This window comes from Mycobacterium sp. DL440 (genome assembly GCF_011745145.1).
Taxonomy (GTDB): Bacteria; Actinomycetota; Actinomycetes; order Mycobacteriales; family Mycobacteriaceae; genus Mycobacterium.
In genome coordinates, this window is sequence record NZ_CP050191.1 from 552,018 (window position 1) to 569,832 (window position 17,815).

Sequence of the window (17,815 nt, forward strand, 5' to 3'; positions counted from 1 at the left end):
CAGCGAATAACCGCGGGTGAGAACGAGTGATCCTCGTCGAACCCAGACTGACGCCGGGAGAGCAACCATGACTGCCCAGCAGCCGACCATCATCTACACGCTGACCGACGAGGCGCCGCTGCTTGCGACGTACTCCTTCCTGCCGATCATCCGCGCTTTTGCCGAGCCCGCCGGCATCGATGTCCAGACCAGTGACATCTCGGTGGCGGCTCGCATCCTGGCCGAGTTCAGCGACTACCTCACCGAGGACCAACGCGTCCCGGACAACCTCGGTGAGCTGGGCCGTCTCACCCAGCTGCCCGACACCAACATCATCAAGCTGCCCAACATCAGTGCCTCGGTCCCGCAGCTCGTGGCCGCGGTCAAGGAGCTGCAGGAGAAGGGCTACGCGATCCCCGACTACCCGGGTGATCCGAAGACCGACGAGGAGAAGGCGATCCGCGATCGCTACTCAAAGATTCTCGGCAGCGCGGTGAACCCCGTTCTGCGCGAAGGCAACTCGGATCGTCGCGCTCCCAAGGCGGTCAAGGAGTACGCGCGCAAGCATCCGCACAGCATGGGCGAGTGGTCCCAGGCCTCACGTACCCACGTGGCCACGATGAAGACCGGCGACTTCTACCACGGTGAGAAGTCGATGACGTTGGACAAGGCCCGCAATGTGCGCCTGGAGCTGGTCACCGCCGGTGGCGAGACCATCGTGCTCAAGCCTGAGGTGAAGCTCGACGAGGGCGATGTCATCGACAGCATGTACATGAGCAAGAAGGCGCTGTGCGACTTCTACGAGGAGCAGATCGAGGACGCCTACAAGACCGGCGTGATGTTCTCGCTGCACGTCAAGGCGACCATGATGAAGGTCAGCCACCCGATCGTGTTCGGTTACGCGGTGAAGATCTTCTACAAGGACGCGTTCGCCAAGCACCAGACGCTGTTCGACGAGCTCGGCGTCAACGTCAACAACGGGCTGTCGGATCTCTACAGCAAGATCGAGGCGCTGCCGGCCTCGCAGCGTGAGGAGATCATCGAGGACCTGCACCGTTGCCACGAGCACCGGCCCGAGCTGGCCATGGTGGATTCGGCCAAGGGCATCTCGAACTTCCACTCGCCCAGCGATGTCATCGTCGACGCGTCGATGCCGGCGATGATCCGGCTCGGCGGCAAGATGTACGGCGCCGACGGCCGTACCAAGGACACCAAGGCCGTCAACCCCGAGTCGACCTTCTCCCGGATGTACCAGGAGATGATCAACTTCTGTAAGACCCACGGCCAGTTCGATCCGACCACGATGGGCACGGTGCCCAACGTCGGCCTGATGGCGCAGAAGGCCGAGGAGTACGGCAGCCACGACAAGACTTTCGAGATTCCCGAGCCCGGTGTCGTCAACATCGTCGACATCGCTTCCGGTGAGGTGCTGCTGAGCCAGGAAGTCGAAGGGGGCGACATCTGGCGGATGCCGATCGTCAAGGACGCCCCGATCCGCGACTGGGTGAAGCTGGCCGTGAACCGGGCGCGGTTGTCCGGCATGCCGGTCGTGTTCTGGTTGGACACCGAGCGCCCCCACGAGGTCGAGCTGCGCAAGAAGGTCAAGGCGTACCTCAAGGACCACGACACCGAGGGCCTGACCATCCAGATCATGCCGCAGGTGTGGGCCATGCGGTACACGATCGAGCGCGTGGTCCGTGGCGAGGACACCATCGCTGCGACCGGGAACATCCTGCGCGACTACCTGACCGACCTGTTCCCGATTCTGGAGCTGGGCACCAGCGCGAAGATGCTCTCGATCGTGCCGCTGATGGCCGGTGGTGGCCTGTACGAGACCGGTGCCGGTGGTTCGGCGCCCAAGCACGTCCATCAATTGGTGGAGGAGAACCACCTGCGCTGGGATTCGCTCGGCGAGTTCCTCGCGTTGGGCGCCAGCCTTGAGGACCTGGGCAACAAGACCGACAATGCCAAGGCCAAGGTGCTGGCGGCCGCGCTGGACACCGCGACCGGAGAGTTGTTGGACGAGAACAAGTCCCCGTCGCGCAAGACCGGTGAGCTCGACAACCGCGGCAGCCAGTTCTACCTCGCGCTGTACTGGGCGCAGGCGCTGGCCGAGCAGACCGAGGACAAGGAGCTGGCCGCGCACTTCGCGCCGCTGGCCAAGGCGCTCGGCGAGCACGAGCAGGCCATCGTCTCCGAACTCAATGCGGCGCAGGGCAAGCCGGCCGATATCGGCGGCTACTACTACCCGGACCCCGAGAAGATCACCACGGTGATGCGGCCGAGCAAGACGCTCAACGACACGCTGGCGGCTGCCGAGAACGCTTAGTCAGGTCTAGGTGGCAAGTCGGGGCGGCTCGGGATTCCCGGGCCGCCCCGACTGCTGTCTGGTAAGCATCGTCGATTTCTACCGAAGGGCGGTAACCCGCCCGAACGCGGACAGCCGTGGTGCAGAAATCGACGCAACCGCCATCGCCATGGCGTTACAAACGCGGCCTAACCGGTCGCGCGGGTGGGGCCAACGTGCCGGTCGACGAATTCGGTGATCACTCGGGTGATGGTGTCGGGTGCCTCGAACATCGGGACGTGTCCGACGCCCTTCAAGGTCGTTACCACGGCGTCCGGCGCCAGGCTCTTGGTGAAGTGCCGGGTGAACCGCGGCGCGGGCAGCACCCGGTCCTTCTCGCAGATCACCAGTTGGGTCGGGGTGCGGGAATCGCCGATTTCCATCAGGCCTGCGGTGGTCAGTGCTTTCACCATGAGCTTGAAGTAGGCCGGGCAGTGCGCCAGATCCTCGATCAGGTCGCGCCGGTCGCTGTCGTTGAGCACGTCGGGTGTGGCGCTGACGGCCAGGTAGGAAATCTGTTTGGTCAGTGGGAGTTTCAGCAGGTGTTGACGCAGCGCCGCGGTGGCGAGTACCACCGGCAGGGCCGCCAGGAACTTGCCGATGATCTCGTATTTGGCGGGCGTGAACATCGACCAGCCGCCGGCGGGGGCGATACCGGTCAGCGTGCGGGCCCGGCCGCGGCGTTCCAGTTCGAAGGCCACCCAGCCGCCCAGGGAATTCCCGACGATGTGTGCGGTGGTCCAGCCGAGCGTGTCGAGCCGGCGTTCGACATCGTCGGCCAGTGTCGCGACGTCGAGGAACATCGGTGCGTGTGCACCGCCGTGGTGGCCGGCCATCGTCGGGGCGAACACCTCGTAGCGGCTCGTCTGCGCGAGCTGCGGCGCGACGTACTTCCACACGCTCTGTGACAACAGGAACGGGTGCAGTAGCAGGATCGGTTCGCCCGATCCCAGGTGAATGGGTGCACGTTCAGCCATGCCGCCCGACATTAAGGTGATACCGCCGGTACCGCAAGAGGGCTGTCGGCACAGATCGGTAGGGTCTGGGCCGTGGCATCTCCGGCACCCCTGACCGTCAGCACCATCAACGTCAACGGCATTCGCGCCGCAGTCAAGCAGCGGTCCACCGACAACCTCGGCCTGCTGCCCTGGCTTAAGGAAACCGAGGCCGATGTGGTGTGTCTGCAGGAGACCCGCGCGGACGACGAGCAGCTCAACGACGCCCTGACGCCGGCCCTGGCCGACGGCTGGAACCTGGCTTCTGCCGTTCCGCATGTCAAGGGCCGCAACGGGGTTGCGGTGTTGTCGCGACATCCCATCGACGCGGCGCGATTGCTGGTCTCCGACGAGTTCGAGGCTCACGGGCGCTACCTCGAGGTGGATACCGCGGGGGTGACGGTGGCCAGTGTGTACGTCCCGACGGGCGAAGCGGAGACGGAACGTCAGCTGGAGAAGGAACGGTTCATGGCCACCATCGCCGCCCGGATGGCCGAGCTGCTGGAGCATGACGCGGTGCTGTGCGGGGACTGGAACATCGCGCACACCGAGAACGACATCAAGAACTGGAAGGGCAACGTCAAGAAGGCCGGCTTCCTGCCCAGTGAGCGGGCCTGGCTCACCGAGCTGCTGGCCACGGGCTGGGTTGACGTGGTGCGGGTGCTGCATCCCGACGTGGCCGGGCCTTACAGCTGGTGGTCGTGGCGTGGCAAGGCCTTCGACAACGACGCCGGCTGGCGCATCGACTATCACCTGGCCAGCCCAACTTTGGCGGGCCGGGCGACAGCGGCCCGGGTGGACCGGGCCGAGCTGTACGCGCTGCGGTGGTCCGACCACTCACCGGTGACGGTCAACTACGGCTGAGCGAGAACGCGGGGTGGTGCTTACGTGGCGAGTTACGGTCACTATTGAGCAGTAATCCGCCGCTTAGTGCGGTTACGCCTGAAGCCAGTCTGGACGACGGCCGAGGTGTAACAGGATCTTCTCGAAATCCGTTGCCGCCGACGCGTTGACAGCGCGGTCGAACGGTGAGGCCGCACTGTCGCGAAAGTCGCCATCGGGGATCCCCATGACCAGTGGCAGCACGGCGGTGACGATGTCGTCGGGCAGTTGGAACGGCACGCCCATCGAAGCGGCGACATCCCACCCGTGCACCGCGTAATCCACGAAGTGGAATCCGATCGCCAATTCGCCGGGGAACGTCGCATCCGGCCCGAACTCGGGTAATGCGAATGTCGCCTCGGTGATGCCGTCGGCCGCGAACGCGTCGAGCACGTCGTGGGCGGCAGCGGCATAGGTGCCGGCCGGGTCGGCGCGCACGGCGTCGCTCACTGTCGCGACGTTCCAGACGGCTTCGTCGGCGCCGTTTCCGCGGGCGGCCGCGGCGAACCCATGATGCTGCACGGTCATGTGCGCCAGAAGTTCGGCCAGCGTCCACTCCGCGCACGGCGTAGGGCGGTCCAGGTCGGAGGTGTGTACCGCGTCGACGGCTTCGACGGAACGCAGAACGGCGACGCGGTGAAGAGTGCGTAGGTCTGTCTCGATGGTAGGCATACGCATACGATAAGCGTCAGCATACGATATTGCAACGCCTACGATGAGCCGATGTCGAAGCGTCCGGATCTGGCAGCCATGCTCGCCCCGTTGATGCGCGACCTGATGGCCGCCGAGCAGCCGGTGCTCGACGCCCACGGCCTGACGATGTGGGGCTACGTCGTGCTCCTCGCCCTCGACCGGTCCTCGGTGCGGACGCAGGCGGCCCTGGCCGAGGCGATCGGCGCGGACAAGACCCGCATCATCCGCACCCTCGATGACCTGCAACAGCAGGGCTTCATCGAGCGCGAGGCCGACCCCGACGACCGGCGGGTGCGGCTGCTGCGCATCACGGAGGCGGGCCGGGTTGTAAAGGATGCGGTCCAACGGGAGATCCAGCGTGGGGAGGAGCGCTGGCTGGGCGAGCTGACTGCCGAGGAGCGGAAAGTGTTCTTGCGGGTCCTGCAGCGGCTGACCCCTGAATAATCCGGATGACGCCAGTGCGAAAATCAACAGCATCATGAGTAGCGGAAGCAAACAGGTCGTATTCTCGGGCGCTCAGCCCACCTCGGACTCCCTGCACCTCGGTAATGCCTTGGGCGCAGTCACGCACTGGGCGCAGCTACAGGACGGGTACGAGGCGTTCTTCTGCGTCGTCGACCAGCACGCCATCACCGTGCCGCAGGACCCCGAGACTCTGCGCCGGCGCACGCTGGTGACGGCCGCGCAGTACCTGGCGCTGGGCATCGATCCGGCGCGCAGCACCGTGTTCGTCCAGAGCCATGTCCCCGAGCACAGCCAATTGGCCTGGGTGCTGGGTTGTTTCACCGGCTTCGGCCAGGCGTCGCGGATGACACAGTTCAAGGACAAGTCGCAGAAGCAGGGCGCGGACGCCACCACCGTGGGCTTGTTCACCTATCCGGTGCTGATGGCCGCCGACGTGCTGCTCTACGACACCGACCTGGTGCCGGTCGGAGAGGATCAGCGTCAGCACCTGGAGTTGGCCCGTGACCTGGCGCAGCGGTTCAACGCCCGGTTCCCCGACACGTTCGTGGTGCCCGAGGCCATGATTCCCAAGGCGACGGCCAAGATCTACGACCTGCAGGATCCTTCGGCGAAGATGAGCAAGTCCGCGGCGTCCGATGCCGGGCTGATCAGCCTGCTCGACGATCCGAAGGCCACTGCGAAGAAGATCCGCTCCGCGGTGACCGACAGTGAACGTGAGATTCGGTTCGATCCGGAGGCCAAGCCCGGCATCTCGAACCTGTTGACGATCCAGTCCGCGGTGACGGGTACCGGCGTCGACAAGCTGGTCGAGGGCTATGCCGGCCGCGGCTATGGGGATCTCAAGAAGGAGACCGCCGAGGCCGTGGTGGAGTTCGTCACGCCGATCAAGGCCAGGGTGGACGAATTGCTGGCCGATCCGACCGAACTCCAGTCGGTTCTGGCTGCCGGGGCGGAACACGCCCGGGAGGTCGCGGGGAAGACCCTCGCTCGGGTTTACGGCAGGATAGGGTTTCTCCAGCAAACGCAATAAGGGCCAGGGGAGGGGTCGGCGGTGAACGAGCCGGAGAAGCCGGGATTACTGGTACGGGTCCGCACGCGCTTTCCCTGGTTCGACCATGTGATGCGGGCGCAGGAGCGCTATAACGACTGCAGCGGCAACTTCTACGCCGCTGGCATCACCTATTTCACGATTTTCGCGCTGTTCCCATTGCTGATGGTTGGCTTCGCCGGGGGCGGTTTTGTGCTGTCGCGCCGTCCGGATCTGCTCGAAGAAATCGAGCACCGGATCCGTGAGGCGGTATCCGGTGACCTCGGCCAGCAACTGGTGACCCTGATGGACTCGGCGATCGCCTCGCGCGGCACGGTCGGCGTGATCGGCCTCGCTACCGCGGTGTGGGCCGGCCTGGGCTGGATGGCCAACCTGCGCGAGGCGCTGAGTCGGATGTGGGAGCAACAAGCTGAGTCCAGCTTCGTCGGCAACAAGCTCTCGGACTTGCTCGCTCTGGTGTCGGCGTTTCTGGCGATGGTGATCACCATCGGGCTGACCGTCCTCGGCGACCCCTCGTTGATGCGGAAGGTGTTGCGCTGGATCGGCCTTCACGATGGCGCGCTGTTGGGCAGCGGGTTGCGCGTCATATCGATCGCCGTGTCGGTCTCGATCTCGTGGCTGTTGTTCACCTGGATCATCTCCCGGTTGCCGCGTGAGCCAGTGCCTTTCCGCAGCTCGCTTCGGGCCGGGCTGCTGGCCGCGGTGGGCTTCGAGATCTTCAAACAGGTCGCGTCGATCTACCTGCAGTCGGTGTTGACCGGGCCTGCGGGCGCGACGTTCGGCCCGGTGCTGGGCTTGATGGTGTTCGCCTACGTCACCGCGCGGCTCATCCTGTTCGCCACTGCGTGGGCGGCGACATCCTCGGAGAGCCTGGCTGTCGCGCCGGTGCCACCACCGGAACCCGCACAGATCGTCACCAGGGTGCACGTCCACGAGGGGATCGGGGTGTCCGGCGCGGTGGCCGCGGCCGCCATGGGAGCCATTGGCGCACTCGGGCTTTCGCGGCTGTTACGGCGTTAGTGGCTGACGACCTTCAGGCCTACGATGCAGCCGACGACGCCGAGCATCAGGAGAACCTTGATGACCGACGCGGACTCAGCGCCGGTGATCATGGCGAAGGCGATGGTGAGCACCGCGCCGATGCCGACCCAGATTGCGTAGCTGGTGCCGGGCGGAAGGCTGCGCATCGCGACGGCCAGTCCGATCATCGAGAACACAAGGGCCACACCGAAAATCACTGACGGAACCAGACGGGTGAAACCCTCCGTCTTGCTCAGGGCAGTCGCCCAGACCGCTTCCAGGACACCTGAGACGACGAGAATCAGCCATGCCATGGCACACCTCCAAACACCCCGTCTTGTCGCTGGCCGGGTACGGGTGCGCCTCGTCCGGTGCCATGTGCTGGCGATCCTATTGTAACAACGAAGTAAAATTGCAGGCTGTGAGCTTGGCAACCACGTGGTCGCAGTCAATCGGCATCGATGTCCCCATTGTCAACGCGCCGATGGGCGGCGCGGCCGGAGGCCGGTTGGCCGCGGCGGTCTCTGCTGCCGGCGGACTGGGCATGGTCGGGATGGGCAGTTCGGCCACTGCCGAGCAGTTGACGGCCGAACTGGCGCAGCTCGCCGGGCAGCGATTCGGAATTGGCTTGGTGCACTGGGTCGCTCAGGATCGGCCAGATCTGTTCGAGGTGGCCCTGGCCGCCCAGCCGGCGTTGCTGAGCGTGAGCTTCGGTGAGGACTGGGACTGGGACTGGGTGCATCGGGCGCATGATGCGGGCCTCACGGTGACGACCCAGGTGGCGACGGTCGATGCCGCCCGGCGTGCAGTCGACGCCGGTGTCGACGTGGTGGTGGCACGGGGCGCCGAAGGTGGCGGCCACGGTGAGCCGACGGTCGGGACGCTGCCGCTGTTGGCCGAGGTGCTCGACGCCGTCGACATACCGGTACTGGCTGCCGGCGGGATCTCCTCACCGCGCGCGGTGGCTGCGGTGCTGGCGGCGGGAGCGGGTGCCGTCTGGGTCGGCACGGCATTCGCCGCGTGTGTCGAGGCGCTGACTCCGGCTCCGGCGCGTGATGCCTTGCTGGCCGCAGCGGGTGACGGCACCGAGCTCACCACCGAGTACGACGTCACGGCCGGCTATCGGTGGCCGGCGACGATTCCCGAGCGAGTGCTGCGTGGATCGCCCGTCAACGCCGGGCAGGGCGTAGGCGCCGTGCAGCGCGAGACTGGTGTTGCCGAAATCGTGCGATCGCTATCCGAAGGTGCCGAGCAGCTGCTGCGACGTTGGCATTGATGAGCCTGCCAAACCGCCGAGAGCGGCGGCGGATTGGCAGGCCCGGGGTGTATTTAACTTGAGTGGCAATTATTTGTCAGACGAACTGGCGAATTTGCTGTTGGTTGCCGGTGGCCGTCTCACCGATCCGACAAGGTTGCCCATACCGGCGAGCAGACGCGCCGGTACCCGAAAACCGCGCACTACGGGTACCTAAATGTCTTCTCGCGCTGGGAAAAAGAGGTGGGCCCGTCCTGGGAGAAGGGGAGGGCCCACCAGTTGAGGAGTGGCCAGTGGCCGGATTGGCTACTTGTCGCTGTTCTTGTCGGCGCGGTGCTTGCCGCCGGTGCTGTTGGTGGACTTGGTGCCTTGCTTGTCGGCCTTGGCTTCCTTCTTCGCTTCCTGGCGCTCGTGCTGGCGATCTGCCCTGGCTTGTTGGCGGGCTTGCCGCTTGGATTCCGCGGCTTCCTTCTTGGACACCTTGGCGGCCTTGGTGTTTGACGTGTCCGACGCATCGTCGTCGGTGCCCGCGTTGGTGCCGGCTGTGACGCCGTCTGTGGAAGGCTCACTGGCAGCCGGAGTCTCGGTCGCAGCGGGCTTCGGATCGACCGTCAGCGTCACGGTTTTCACCGCATTGAACGCCGACGCTGCAGCGCTCGTGAGGTTGTCGACGGTGTCGGTCACACTGCTCGTGAGCTGTTTCGTGGCGAGTTCAGCAGGCGCGGACGTTTGATCCGCGGTTGAGGGCAATGCCTTGGGTGTGGTGGTGCTGGCCTCGATGGCCGGCGTTTCCGTGGCCGGTAGCGCAACGGTAGCCCACGTGTCGGCCGCCAACGTGCCGGGCGCAGATTCCACGGCTGGGGGTACGACCGGGGAAGCCGGGGGCTTGAGCACCTCCGCGATGATCTTCGGGACGCCCACCACCAGAGCGCCGACAAGTCCGGTAAAAACCTCGGTGGTGTACGGCTTGAGCAGCTCGTCGAGGAGGGCGCCCGTCATCGCGGCGGGAATGTTGACCACCGCGTTCGCCGCGTCGACTGGGTCGCCGGCGTTCACCGCGTCGACAAGGCCTTGCACCTGACGCCCAAACGCATGAAATGGAGACTGGGCCGCCACGATGGTGCTCAGCCCGATCATCGTGACTGCCCTTGGTATGGCCTGCACCACATCTGCGAAGTTCTGCGCCATCGCGCCTGGGATCTTCAGGGTGTCGAGCATCGGGAACATCGCCGTTGCTATGCCGGACACGGCGTAGACAAAATAGCTGATCGCGTCACCGATCTGGCCCGCTTGGAGCTGTTCGTACGCATAGTCCAGCAGCCACTGGTTGTTGGTCTGCCACATCGCGAGTCCAAGGCCCGTGTTCTGGAGTGCGGTGCCGTAGGCCTGGACGTAACCGGTGAGGTTGGCGAGGACCTGATTCAAGACGGGCGCGCCGTTATCGACGATCTGCCCGCCCAGCGTGCCCGCGTTTTGGGCGGCGCCCGTGAGGACCTCGATCAACGCAGTGATGGGGTCGCTGACGGGGTTGGTGACGCCGGTGAGGTCCACCGCCGCAGACGAGGCGTGAACTTGGATGTCGGGCAGCGACGGCGTGACTGGGCTGATCGGACTGACCGCGATGACGCTGGCGCCGGCCAGCGCTATGCCGGCGGTGACGTAGGGGCGAAGTGTGAGTTCCAACGGGATTCCTTTTTCTGACGGGGACAGGTGGCCCTGACCGGCGCTGAATTTAGCAAGAAGGTATCCGGTTTTCGATCACTATTGGGAATAGTTTGAAAACGTTCAAAAAATATTCCGAAACATTCGAATAATGTTCGCAGTTACTGGGGCCGCCACTCCGTCGTGGCGATATATAAGCAGTTCACAAGCCTAGTCGGAGATGTGCAACGGTCAGATCTGATCCGGCGTTGGCCAAGTGTAATGCTGATGAATCGGCGTACTGGAACACGTTCATTTCCGGATCTGGAACCCGCTGACCCTCGGGTTACCTGAAGGCAGATGATGCCGGCGACTATGCCGGGGAATATCTCATCAGCCGATGTTGAGCACTCGATCGATGGCTGTGACCACGCGCCCGGCGCCGTCGTCGGACCTCACACGTCTGGCCAACTCTGCTGCGTTGTCGCGGAAGCGGATATTTGACAACACTTCTCGGATTGATGCGCTGAGATTCTCGGCGCCGAGCCGGCGCTGTGGAATCGGCGGCGGCCCCACTCCGAGGTCGAACAGCCTTCGCGCCCAGAAGGGTTGGTCGCCGTAGGCGCCAGGGGTCGCGATCGCCGGCACACCGGCACGTAGTCCCGCCGCGGCAGTGCCTGCGCCGCAGTGGTGGACAACGGCTGCCGCCCGCGCGAACAACCAGTCGTGAGGCACCTCGCCGACCGCGATCACGTCGTCTCCGCAGACGTCGAGGCCCGCCCAACCGGCCTGGATCACCGCGCGGGCGCAGGCCGACCGAGCTGATTGTGTGACAAGTGCGGACAGCTGTTGAGCCTCGGTGGTGCTGTTGACGGTGCTGCCGAAGCCGATGACGACCGGTGGCGGGCCGGCGTCGAGGAACTCCACCAGCTCGGTGGGCGGTTGCCATCCGGTCGGATGTGCCGGCCACCAGTAGCCGACGACTTCGACACCCGGCCGCCAGTCCGCCGGCCGGGGCAGTACCGCGGGCGAATAGCCATACAGGATCGGCCAACGAGCGTCGGTGCGTCGGCGTCGCAGCACTCGGGCCGGAGTGGTCGGGAGACCGAGTTGCGCGCGAAAGTGGTTGACGGCCCTGCCATACAGCCCGTCGATCATCGCATCACCGATCCGGGCCGCCGTCCTGTTCCCGAACCGCCCGGCAGTCCACGCTCCCAGCACCGCCGGTGGATAGTCGGCGGTTGCCGAGAAGGGTTGGAGCCGGACGCCGATGGCGGGAATGGCGAGCGCGTCGGCAAGCGGATGGCCGGCCAACTCCGCGAACGGTGACAGCAGTAGCGCATCGAGCGGTTCGTCACGAACGGCTGCCAACACGCGATCGCCCAGCACCCGCATGCCGCGTGGTGAGAGGAATGCCGCCATGGCCTTGGCGGCTTGGCGCGCTGATACGTCCGAGAGATCGGCTGAGGTGTCGTCGAGATCGTCGGCGAGTCCGCGAAACTCCAGCCCGCATCCGGAGACGAGCTTGGCGAATGCCTGATAGGCCACCACGATCACGCGATGCCCGGCCTGCTGCAACCGCACACCGACCCCGGTCAGAGGTGCCACATCTCCGTGACTGCCGATGGCGATGATCGCGATGGTTGCCATCTATCCGCCAGGGGTGGCGAAGACGAACAACGCCATGAAGGCGATGTTGATGAAGAACGTGGCCTCCACCAGGCTGACGGTGATGAAAAACGGTGTGTACAAACGTGCTTGGGCCTCTGGCTGGCGCGCAACACCGGCGATGAACTGCGAGCCGGCGAGCCCGTCGCCGATCCCGGCGCCGATCGCTCCGCCGGCCAGCACGATTGCCCCGGCCAGTAGGGCGTTACCCATCAATGCGTCACTGGCCATGGTGAACCTCCTGCGATCGATTGAGCATTTGGGTGATGCGGTGCGTTGCCGACCCGGCTCCGTCCTCTTTTGCGAGCAACGTCGAGAGCTGTTGAGCGCGTTCCCGATACGACGGATCGCCGCACACCTCGCGGAGCGCGGTGGCGAGGTCGGAGGCGGTCACGCTGGCGCGCGGAAGAGCGGCCGGTGCGGTACCCAGGAGCCGCAGCCGCTTCGCCCAGAACGGTTGATCCATGATTCCGGTGACGGGTATCGACGGAACACCGGCTCGGAGCGTCGCCGCCGTGGTGCCCGCACCGCAATGATGCACGACGGCCGCGACCCGGGGAAACAACCATGAGTGCGGAAGCTCGTCGACCATCAGAACGTCGTCGCCGGTGCAGTGCAGCCCGGCCCATCCGGTCTGCACCACCGCTCTCGTGCGGGTGGCACCCAGCGCCGAGCTGATGGTGTCGGACAACTCAGGTCCGCGCGCCGTTGCGGTACTGCCCAGACCGACGAATACCGGCGGCGGACCTGCTTGCAGGAAGTCGATCAGTTGCGCGGGCGGAGACCAGATGTCGGGCTCCGACGGCCACCAATAGCCGGTGACCTGCAGGTGCGCCGGCCAGTCCGCGGGCTGCGGCACCACGTGTTCACTGAACCCGTGCAAGATGGGCCAGGTGGCTGCACGTTTGCCTTGGTACCCGGCCAGCGTGGTCGGGCGTAGCCCGAGCTCGGTGCGTAACTCGTTGATCAGCGCCAGGTGTGGCTTCTCGCCGAGCGCGCCCAGGCGGCCTGCGACCCGGTTGCCCCAACGGCCGAGCGATCGCGCGCTGAGCACTGACGGCACGAAGTCGCCGGTGGGTGCGGTCGGCTGTAGAAAGACGCCGATGCTGGGGATGCCGAGCCCTTCGGCGACGTGGTAGCCGAGAAGGGCCGCAACCGACGGAAGTAGCAGCAGGTCTGCGTCTTTCGTGGCCTCGATCAAGCCATGGCCCAGCTGGCGCAGATCCTCGCGCATCTCGTCGAGCAGTTCCCGGGAGGGCCGCATCCTGGCACCGTCGACGAACGCCTGCGCGACCGGCGAGGCCTTGGTGGCGTGTTCGGTATCTCCGGGCAGCGAGCGGAATTCGATTCCCGCACCGGATACCAGTTCCCGATAGGGCTCCTGGGCGGCGACGGCGACGCGGTAGCCCTCGCCGGCGAGTCGATGAGCAAGGCCGGTGTAGGGCGCGACGTCCCCGCGGCTGCCGAAGGCGGCGATAACGATGGTGGTCATCGCGTGGTGGCCTTCTCGAAGACCTCGACCAGCACCTCGCCGTGACCGATCACGTCGTAGCCGGGGTCGCGGGCGTACTCCTGCGCGGCGCTGTCGAGGGCACCGCGCAGGATGTTCTTCATGAACAGCGGTGACAGATCGCGGAACTCACCGTTGCTCACGCCTTCGGTGAAGATGGTCAGCGGGTCGAGGGCGGCCATTTCTCCGGTTGGCGGATGCTCTTGCACGGCCTTGGCCGCGGCTTGGTCAACCCGCAGCCCGTCCGCGTCTCGGTAACCGGAGATGAGCTCGAGCATTGCCACCGCCGCGGATCGGTTGCCGGCGACGAACGCGACATTGGCCCGGATATAGGCCGACAGCTTGGCCGCTGCGGTGGTTTCGGCGTTGACGGCGGGCACGATCACCGCGACACCGCGGGTGAAGATCTCGGTGAAGACCGCCTCGACCACTTCGGACTTGCTGTTGAAGTGGTACAGCACTGCGCTTTTCGCGATACCGATGTGTTCGGCGATGCGGGCCAGCGACGCCTGTGGATAGCCCTGTTCGGCGATCACCTCCAGGGCGCCGTCGACAATCTGCCGACGGCGGGCCTGCTCGGTGAACGTCCTCGTACCTTCTGACCGCATGGTCTGAGATTAGACCGATCGGTCAGATGTCGGCAAGGGGTAGCCGCGGACCGAGCATCAGCGCGTGAATATTGGCTGGTTGGAGGCGTACCGGAAGGTGTAGATCAGCGGACGGGACGGCGATTCAGCGAACGCGCACCCATGATCAGCAGGAACACGATCACGGCACCGACGATGGCCACGCCGACCCGCACCGGCAGTGAATCCGCCGACGGCAGAACCGAAGCCGCCTGGGCTGCGGTCGGTTCGTCAGCCTTGGGCTTCAGGGACGGATCGGGGTCGACGAGGGTGCCGACTTTGGTGCCCGGGGGAGTGGCGAAGCCGTAGTCCAGCAGATGCGCCGCCTGTTCCCACGGCGCGATCGGCACCCGGGTGCCCTTCATCAGGATGGCGACCAGGCGCCGGCCGTCACGATTGGCGGCGCCGACGAAGGTCTGACCCGCGTCATCGGTGTATCCGGTCTTGCCGCCCATCGCGCCTGGGTAGTTGTAGAGCAGCTTGTTGTCGTTCTCCACCGGGTAGGACGGATTGCCGTCGCGGCCGGGGAAATCGTAGTTCTGGGTGGCGACGATGTTGGCGAATGCCGGGTTCTGCCAGGCGTAGCGGTAGAACAATCCGATGTCGTAGGCGGAGGTGCTCATGCCCGGACCGTCCAGGCCCGACGGGGTGGCCGCCCGGGTGTCGCGGCCGCCGAGCTTGCCGGCCAGGATGTTCAGCTTCTGCAGCGCGGGGTCCATGCCGCCCAACTGAACCGCCAGCGCATGCGCGGCGTCGTTGCCGGAGTGCATCAGCAGGCCGTGCAACAGGTCGTTGATCGTGTACTGGCCGCCGGGGCCGACCCCGACGCGGGTGCCCTCGGAGTTGGCGTCGTCCTGGGTGCCGGCGACCAACTTGTTGAGGTTGAGTTCGTTGAGTGCGGCGGTGGCCACCAGCACCTTGATGATGCTGGCCGGACGGTGCCGGCCGTGCGGATCCCGGGCCGCGATGATGTCGCCGGAGTCCAGATCGGCGACGACCCAGGATTCGGCGGAGACGTCATTGGGCAGTGGCGGGGTACCGGGGGCCGTGATCACGCCGCATCCGGACAGCGCCTCACCGCCAATCGTCTTAGCGGGCACAGGCAGTGGGCCCGGGGCGACCTCGCCCGGTTTGGGTGCTTCTGAAGCGTCCACCGCCGGGGGAGTGGTCACCTTGTACGGGCATTCCGGAGCCGGGTCGGCGCTGGCCACACCGGCAGTCATCAGCGCCGGTGCCGTCAGCATCGCCAGTGCCGCAAGCGCGGACGCTGCGCGCTGGGTTGTCCTCCGCAAGGTCGCCACGTTTCCGAAGATTAGGTGAAATGGTGCCGATTTCCGGTTTGCCACGCTGTGACCGGTGTGACTGGAGTTAAAACTGGGTTGTGAGCGGCGGAGGGCTACCGGTCGGCGCTGACGACGCGCCGCGCAGTCACATCGGGAAGGTAGCGGGCCGCGAGTTCGAAGTCGGCGTCATCATGCAGAACCACCAGACCCTTGGCGGCTGCAGTGCCGCAGATGAGGAGATCGACGATCGACAGGGCTCGCACCGCGCCTGCACTCGCGAGTCGGTGCTGCGCCGATTCGATCCAGCGCCACACGGATTTCGGCACTGGTACATCGGGATACACGTCACGAAACGTCTGGTTCATCTGATCGAACTCGTCCGCGTTGCGCGCAGATCGCCGGAACTCGGCTCGTTGTGGTTCGCACGATCCGATGGCGCCCCTGCGAAGCGAGGACTCCCAGGCTCCGGTGAGTTCTGGTTGTCGTTGGAACCGCCATACGGCGGACGAATCCACCAGGAAGTGGATCAAGGCCCGACGGCCCTCTCGTCGGCACGTGCGGCGAGCCAGCCCTCGTAGTCCCAGTCCTTTGCCTGTTCCCGCGACCGGGCCAGTGCCTCGATGCGTCGGAAGTGCTCGACGTAATCGCGCATCGCGAGGTTCACGGCTTCCTTCTTGGTGTGCACTCCGGCGATCCGCATGACCTCGGCCAACGCTTCGTCGTCGAGGTCGATCTGTGTCACCGACACGGTAGCCTCCTATGTTGGCAATGTATGTGGTTTCCATACATTGCCAACATTCTACTGGTTCCGCTGACATGGTCTGTTGGTTCAATACCGGCCGCCGCGGTTCCACCTGTGTGCAGCTGGCGATGGGGACCCTCCTGAGAAAAGGGGGTCCCCATCAGTGTGCGGCGGCTGCCGCGAGGGTGTGGTTACTTGTCGCTGCCCGTCTTGGCGCGGTGTTTGCCGCCAGTGTTCTTCTCGGTTTTGGCTTCCTTCTTCGCCTGTGCTCGCGCCAAGCCGAGTGACTTGGCAAGTCGGCCGATTGGAGGATCGCGGTTTGGCTCGCAGGGTCCGCAGCCGCGAAGACCGACGAATCGTCGTGGTTGGGATCACCCGAAAAGGCCAGGCGGATCTGGGGCCCGCGCTGCGAACGTACGCCGCGATCGTTCGGTGCCACTACCTCGCACCCCTGACCCGCGAACAGATGACCGCGTTGGGGGACTGCGCCCGGCGGGTCAGCGATGCCCTGAAAGTCCGGGAAGAACTAAGGGATCTGTTTCCAGATGTGTAGTGGACCCCGAAGCAAGGGTGGGCTGAGACTTCCCGCAGGGGTCGCCGATCGTGCCCCGCTCGCCGAGATCATTGTGCCAGGACGCTAACCCAGGCCGCGAAGCTCGGCATACGCCAGCGCAGGGAAAGCGATAGTCGACATCCAGAGCCTGCCCCCTGATTCGACGACCCCGGTGACGGTGCCGAAATCCGGCCGTGTGGTGCGCAGCCCGGTGAGCACCTCGCCGGAGTCGGCATCGAAAGCCAGTACCCACACCTGCGGCCGGATCTTGGGTTGGAGCCGTTCAGGCAAGCGCCACAGGAGCTTCCGGATCACCGGCGCCCGCGGCGCAAGCCACTCGGCAGCGGCGTTAGGCGGAGACACCATCGCCACCCAGATCCGGCCGTCGGTACCGGTGGAGATGTTGTCCGGATACCCGGGCAGGTGCACCGCCAGCGGCGTCACCGACCCGGCTTGCGGCCCGCTCAGCCAATACTTCGACAATCGCCGCCCCTGGGTTTCGGCGAACACCAGCGCTGATTCGTCGGCGGTGGTGGTCAAACCGTTGGCGAAATACAGCCCGTCCAACACTGTGGTGACGGCGCCGTCGGTGCCCAGCCGGAACAAGCCGCCGCGTCCACGAGCTTCCATGATCGCTCCAGGGAAATGCTCGATATGGAACTGGCTGGTCGACTCGGTGAAATAGATTGTGCCGTCTGCAGTCTCGGTCACATTCGAGCAGAATCTCAGCGGCCGGCCACCCACTGACGCCACGAGCGTCGACAACACTCCGGTGGCAGGGTCCAACGCCAGCAGCCCGCGGTGGCTGTCGCAGATCAGCACCCGCCCGTCGCGGGCGACGTGCAGACCGAGTGGACGTCCACCGGTGTCAGCCACCACCGCTGCCGCTCCGTCGGGGGTCAACCGCACGATGCGCCCATCGACAACGCCGGCCCACAGTTGCCCGGACGCGTCGACCACGACGTCCTCAGGCCCTTCCCCGGGCATCGGCACGACGGTCAACTCGGCCGGCCCGAAATCCGGCAGATCATCGACGGGCGGTGGCGTCCAGCGGACGGGATCGATCGGCGGTTTACGAGGCACGCTGCCAGTCTGCCGCCGAAACGGC

General features: G+C 65.6%; 16 protein-coding genes, 2 pseudogenes and 1 riboswitch. Of the genes and pseudogenes, 6 read left to right on the forward strand and 12 right to left on the reverse strand.

All coding sequences use genetic code 11. The features are described 5' to 3' along the window. Positions 1-67: 67 nt before the first annotated feature. The gene (locus HBE63_RS02705; RefSeq protein ID WP_166903045.1) at positions 68-2,308 is read left to right on the forward strand and encodes an NADP-dependent isocitrate dehydrogenase; all 2,241 of its coding nucleotides are present in this window, start codon (positions 68-70) and stop codon (positions 2,306-2,308) included. Positions 2,309-2,475: 167 nt separating this feature from the next. On the opposite strand, the gene HBE63_RS02710 is transcribed toward HBE63_RS02705, so the two are convergent. Next, complete coding sequence (locus tag HBE63_RS02710; protein ID WP_166903047.1) at positions 2,476-3,303, reverse strand: alpha/beta fold hydrolase; 828 nt, start codon at positions 3,301-3,303, stop codon at positions 2,476-2,478. Between the two features lie 72 nt (positions 3,304-3,375). Between HBE63_RS02710 and HBE63_RS02715 the strand changes: the two genes are divergently transcribed. After that, the gene (locus tag HBE63_RS02715; protein ID WP_371814908.1) at positions 3,376-4,185 is read left to right on the forward strand and encodes an exodeoxyribonuclease III; all 810 of its coding nucleotides are present in this window, start codon (positions 3,376-3,378) and stop codon (positions 4,183-4,185) included. 72 nt (positions 4,186-4,257) lie between these two features. Here HBE63_RS02715 and HBE63_RS02720 read toward each other — a convergent pair whose 3' ends face one another. Continuing rightward, positions 4,258-4,875, reverse strand: a complete 618-nt coding sequence (locus tag HBE63_RS02720; RefSeq protein WP_243858465.1) for a TIGR03086 family metal-binding protein — start codon at positions 4,873-4,875, stop codon at positions 4,258-4,260. A 51-nt stretch (positions 4,876-4,926) separates the two neighbouring features. Here HBE63_RS02720 and HBE63_RS02725 point away from each other — a divergent pair, with 51 nt between their 5' ends. From HBE63_RS02725 to yhjD, 3 genes are read left to right on the forward strand one after another with little or no spacing between them, the layout of a single operon-like run. Beyond that, positions 4,927-5,340 carry a MarR family winged helix-turn-helix transcriptional regulator gene (locus HBE63_RS02725; protein WP_166903051.1) on the forward strand — a complete coding sequence of 138 codons (414 nt, stop codon included), beginning with the start codon at positions 4,927-4,929 and terminating at the stop codon, positions 5,338-5,340. Between the two features lie 34 nt (positions 5,341-5,374). Then, positions 5,375-6,391 (forward strand): tryptophan--tRNA ligase, encoded by a 1,017-nt coding sequence (gene trpS, locus HBE63_RS02730; RefSeq protein WP_166903053.1) that lies wholly within the window; start codon positions 5,375-5,377, stop codon positions 6,389-6,391. 21 nt (positions 6,392-6,412) lie between these two features. Next, complete coding sequence (yhjD, locus tag HBE63_RS02735) at positions 6,413-7,429, forward strand: inner membrane protein YhjD (protein WP_166903055.1); 1,017 nt, start codon at positions 6,413-6,415, stop codon at positions 7,427-7,429. Here yhjD and HBE63_RS02740 read toward each other — a convergent pair. Further along, a complete protein-coding gene (locus HBE63_RS02740; RefSeq protein WP_166903057.1) occupies positions 7,426-7,743 on the reverse strand; it encodes a multidrug efflux SMR transporter in 318 nt (105 codons plus the stop codon). The two genes, yhjD and HBE63_RS02740, sit on opposite strands and share 4 nt — an antisense overlap. Before the next feature lie 12 nt (positions 7,744-7,755). After that, positions 7,756-7,820, reverse strand: a riboswitch (guanidine-III (ykkC-III) riboswitch). A gap of 30 nt (positions 7,821-7,850) precedes the next feature. Between HBE63_RS02740 and HBE63_RS02745 the strand changes: the two genes are divergently transcribed. After that, positions 7,851-8,705: a nitronate monooxygenase family protein gene (locus HBE63_RS02745; protein WP_243858466.1), complete on the forward strand. Its 855-nt coding sequence runs from the start codon at positions 7,851-7,853 to the stop codon at positions 8,703-8,705. A 285-nt stretch (positions 8,706-8,990) separates the two neighbouring features. Here the strand turns inward: HBE63_RS02745 and HBE63_RS02750 are convergent, their stop codons facing one another. The 9 genes and pseudogenes from HBE63_RS02750 to HBE63_RS02790 form a co-directional block, all read right to left on the reverse strand. Beyond that, on the reverse strand, positions 8,991-10,235 hold the full coding sequence (locus HBE63_RS02750) for a hypothetical protein (RefSeq protein ID WP_166903058.1): 1,245 nt from the start codon (positions 10,233-10,235) through the stop codon (positions 8,991-8,993). A gap of 483 nt (positions 10,236-10,718) precedes the next feature. Beyond that, positions 10,719-11,975: a glycosyltransferase gene (locus HBE63_RS02755; protein ID WP_166903060.1), complete on the reverse strand. Its 1,257-nt coding sequence runs from the start codon at positions 11,973-11,975 to the stop codon at positions 10,719-10,721. After that, positions 11,976-12,206, reverse strand: coding sequence for a F0F1 ATP synthase subunit C (locus HBE63_RS02760; protein WP_122975218.1), 231 nt, complete (start codon positions 12,204-12,206; stop codon positions 11,976-11,978). Between the two features lie 7 nt (positions 12,207-12,213). After that, positions 12,214-13,485 (reverse strand): glycosyltransferase, encoded by a 1,272-nt coding sequence (locus HBE63_RS02765; protein WP_166903062.1) that lies wholly within the window; start codon positions 13,483-13,485, stop codon positions 12,214-12,216. Further along, positions 13,482-14,111 carry a TetR/AcrR family transcriptional regulator gene (locus HBE63_RS02770; protein ID WP_166903064.1) on the reverse strand — a complete coding sequence of 210 codons (630 nt, stop codon included), beginning with the start codon at positions 14,109-14,111 and terminating at the stop codon, positions 13,482-13,484. The genes HBE63_RS02765 and HBE63_RS02770 overlap by 4 nt, the downstream gene beginning before the upstream one ends. A gap of 104 nt (positions 14,112-14,215) precedes the next feature. Beyond that, complete coding sequence (locus HBE63_RS02775; RefSeq protein WP_166909298.1) at positions 14,216-15,373, reverse strand: D-alanyl-D-alanine carboxypeptidase family protein; 1,158 nt, start codon at positions 15,371-15,373, stop codon at positions 14,216-14,218. A gap of 152 nt (positions 15,374-15,525) precedes the next feature. Further along, positions 15,526-15,910: pseudogene (locus tag HBE63_RS02780) on the reverse strand (VapC toxin family PIN domain ribonuclease). A 97-nt stretch (positions 15,911-16,007) separates the two neighbouring features. Then, positions 16,008-16,160, reverse strand: a pseudogene (locus HBE63_RS02785) (type II toxin-antitoxin system VapB family antitoxin); the annotation flags it as partial. A gap of 631 nt (positions 16,161-16,791) precedes the next feature. Continuing rightward, on the reverse strand, positions 16,792-17,790 hold the full coding sequence (locus tag HBE63_RS02790; RefSeq protein ID WP_243858467.1) for an SMP-30/gluconolactonase/LRE family protein: 999 nt from the start codon (positions 17,788-17,790) through the stop codon (positions 16,792-16,794). Between the last annotated feature and the right edge of the window lie 25 nt (positions 17,791-17,815).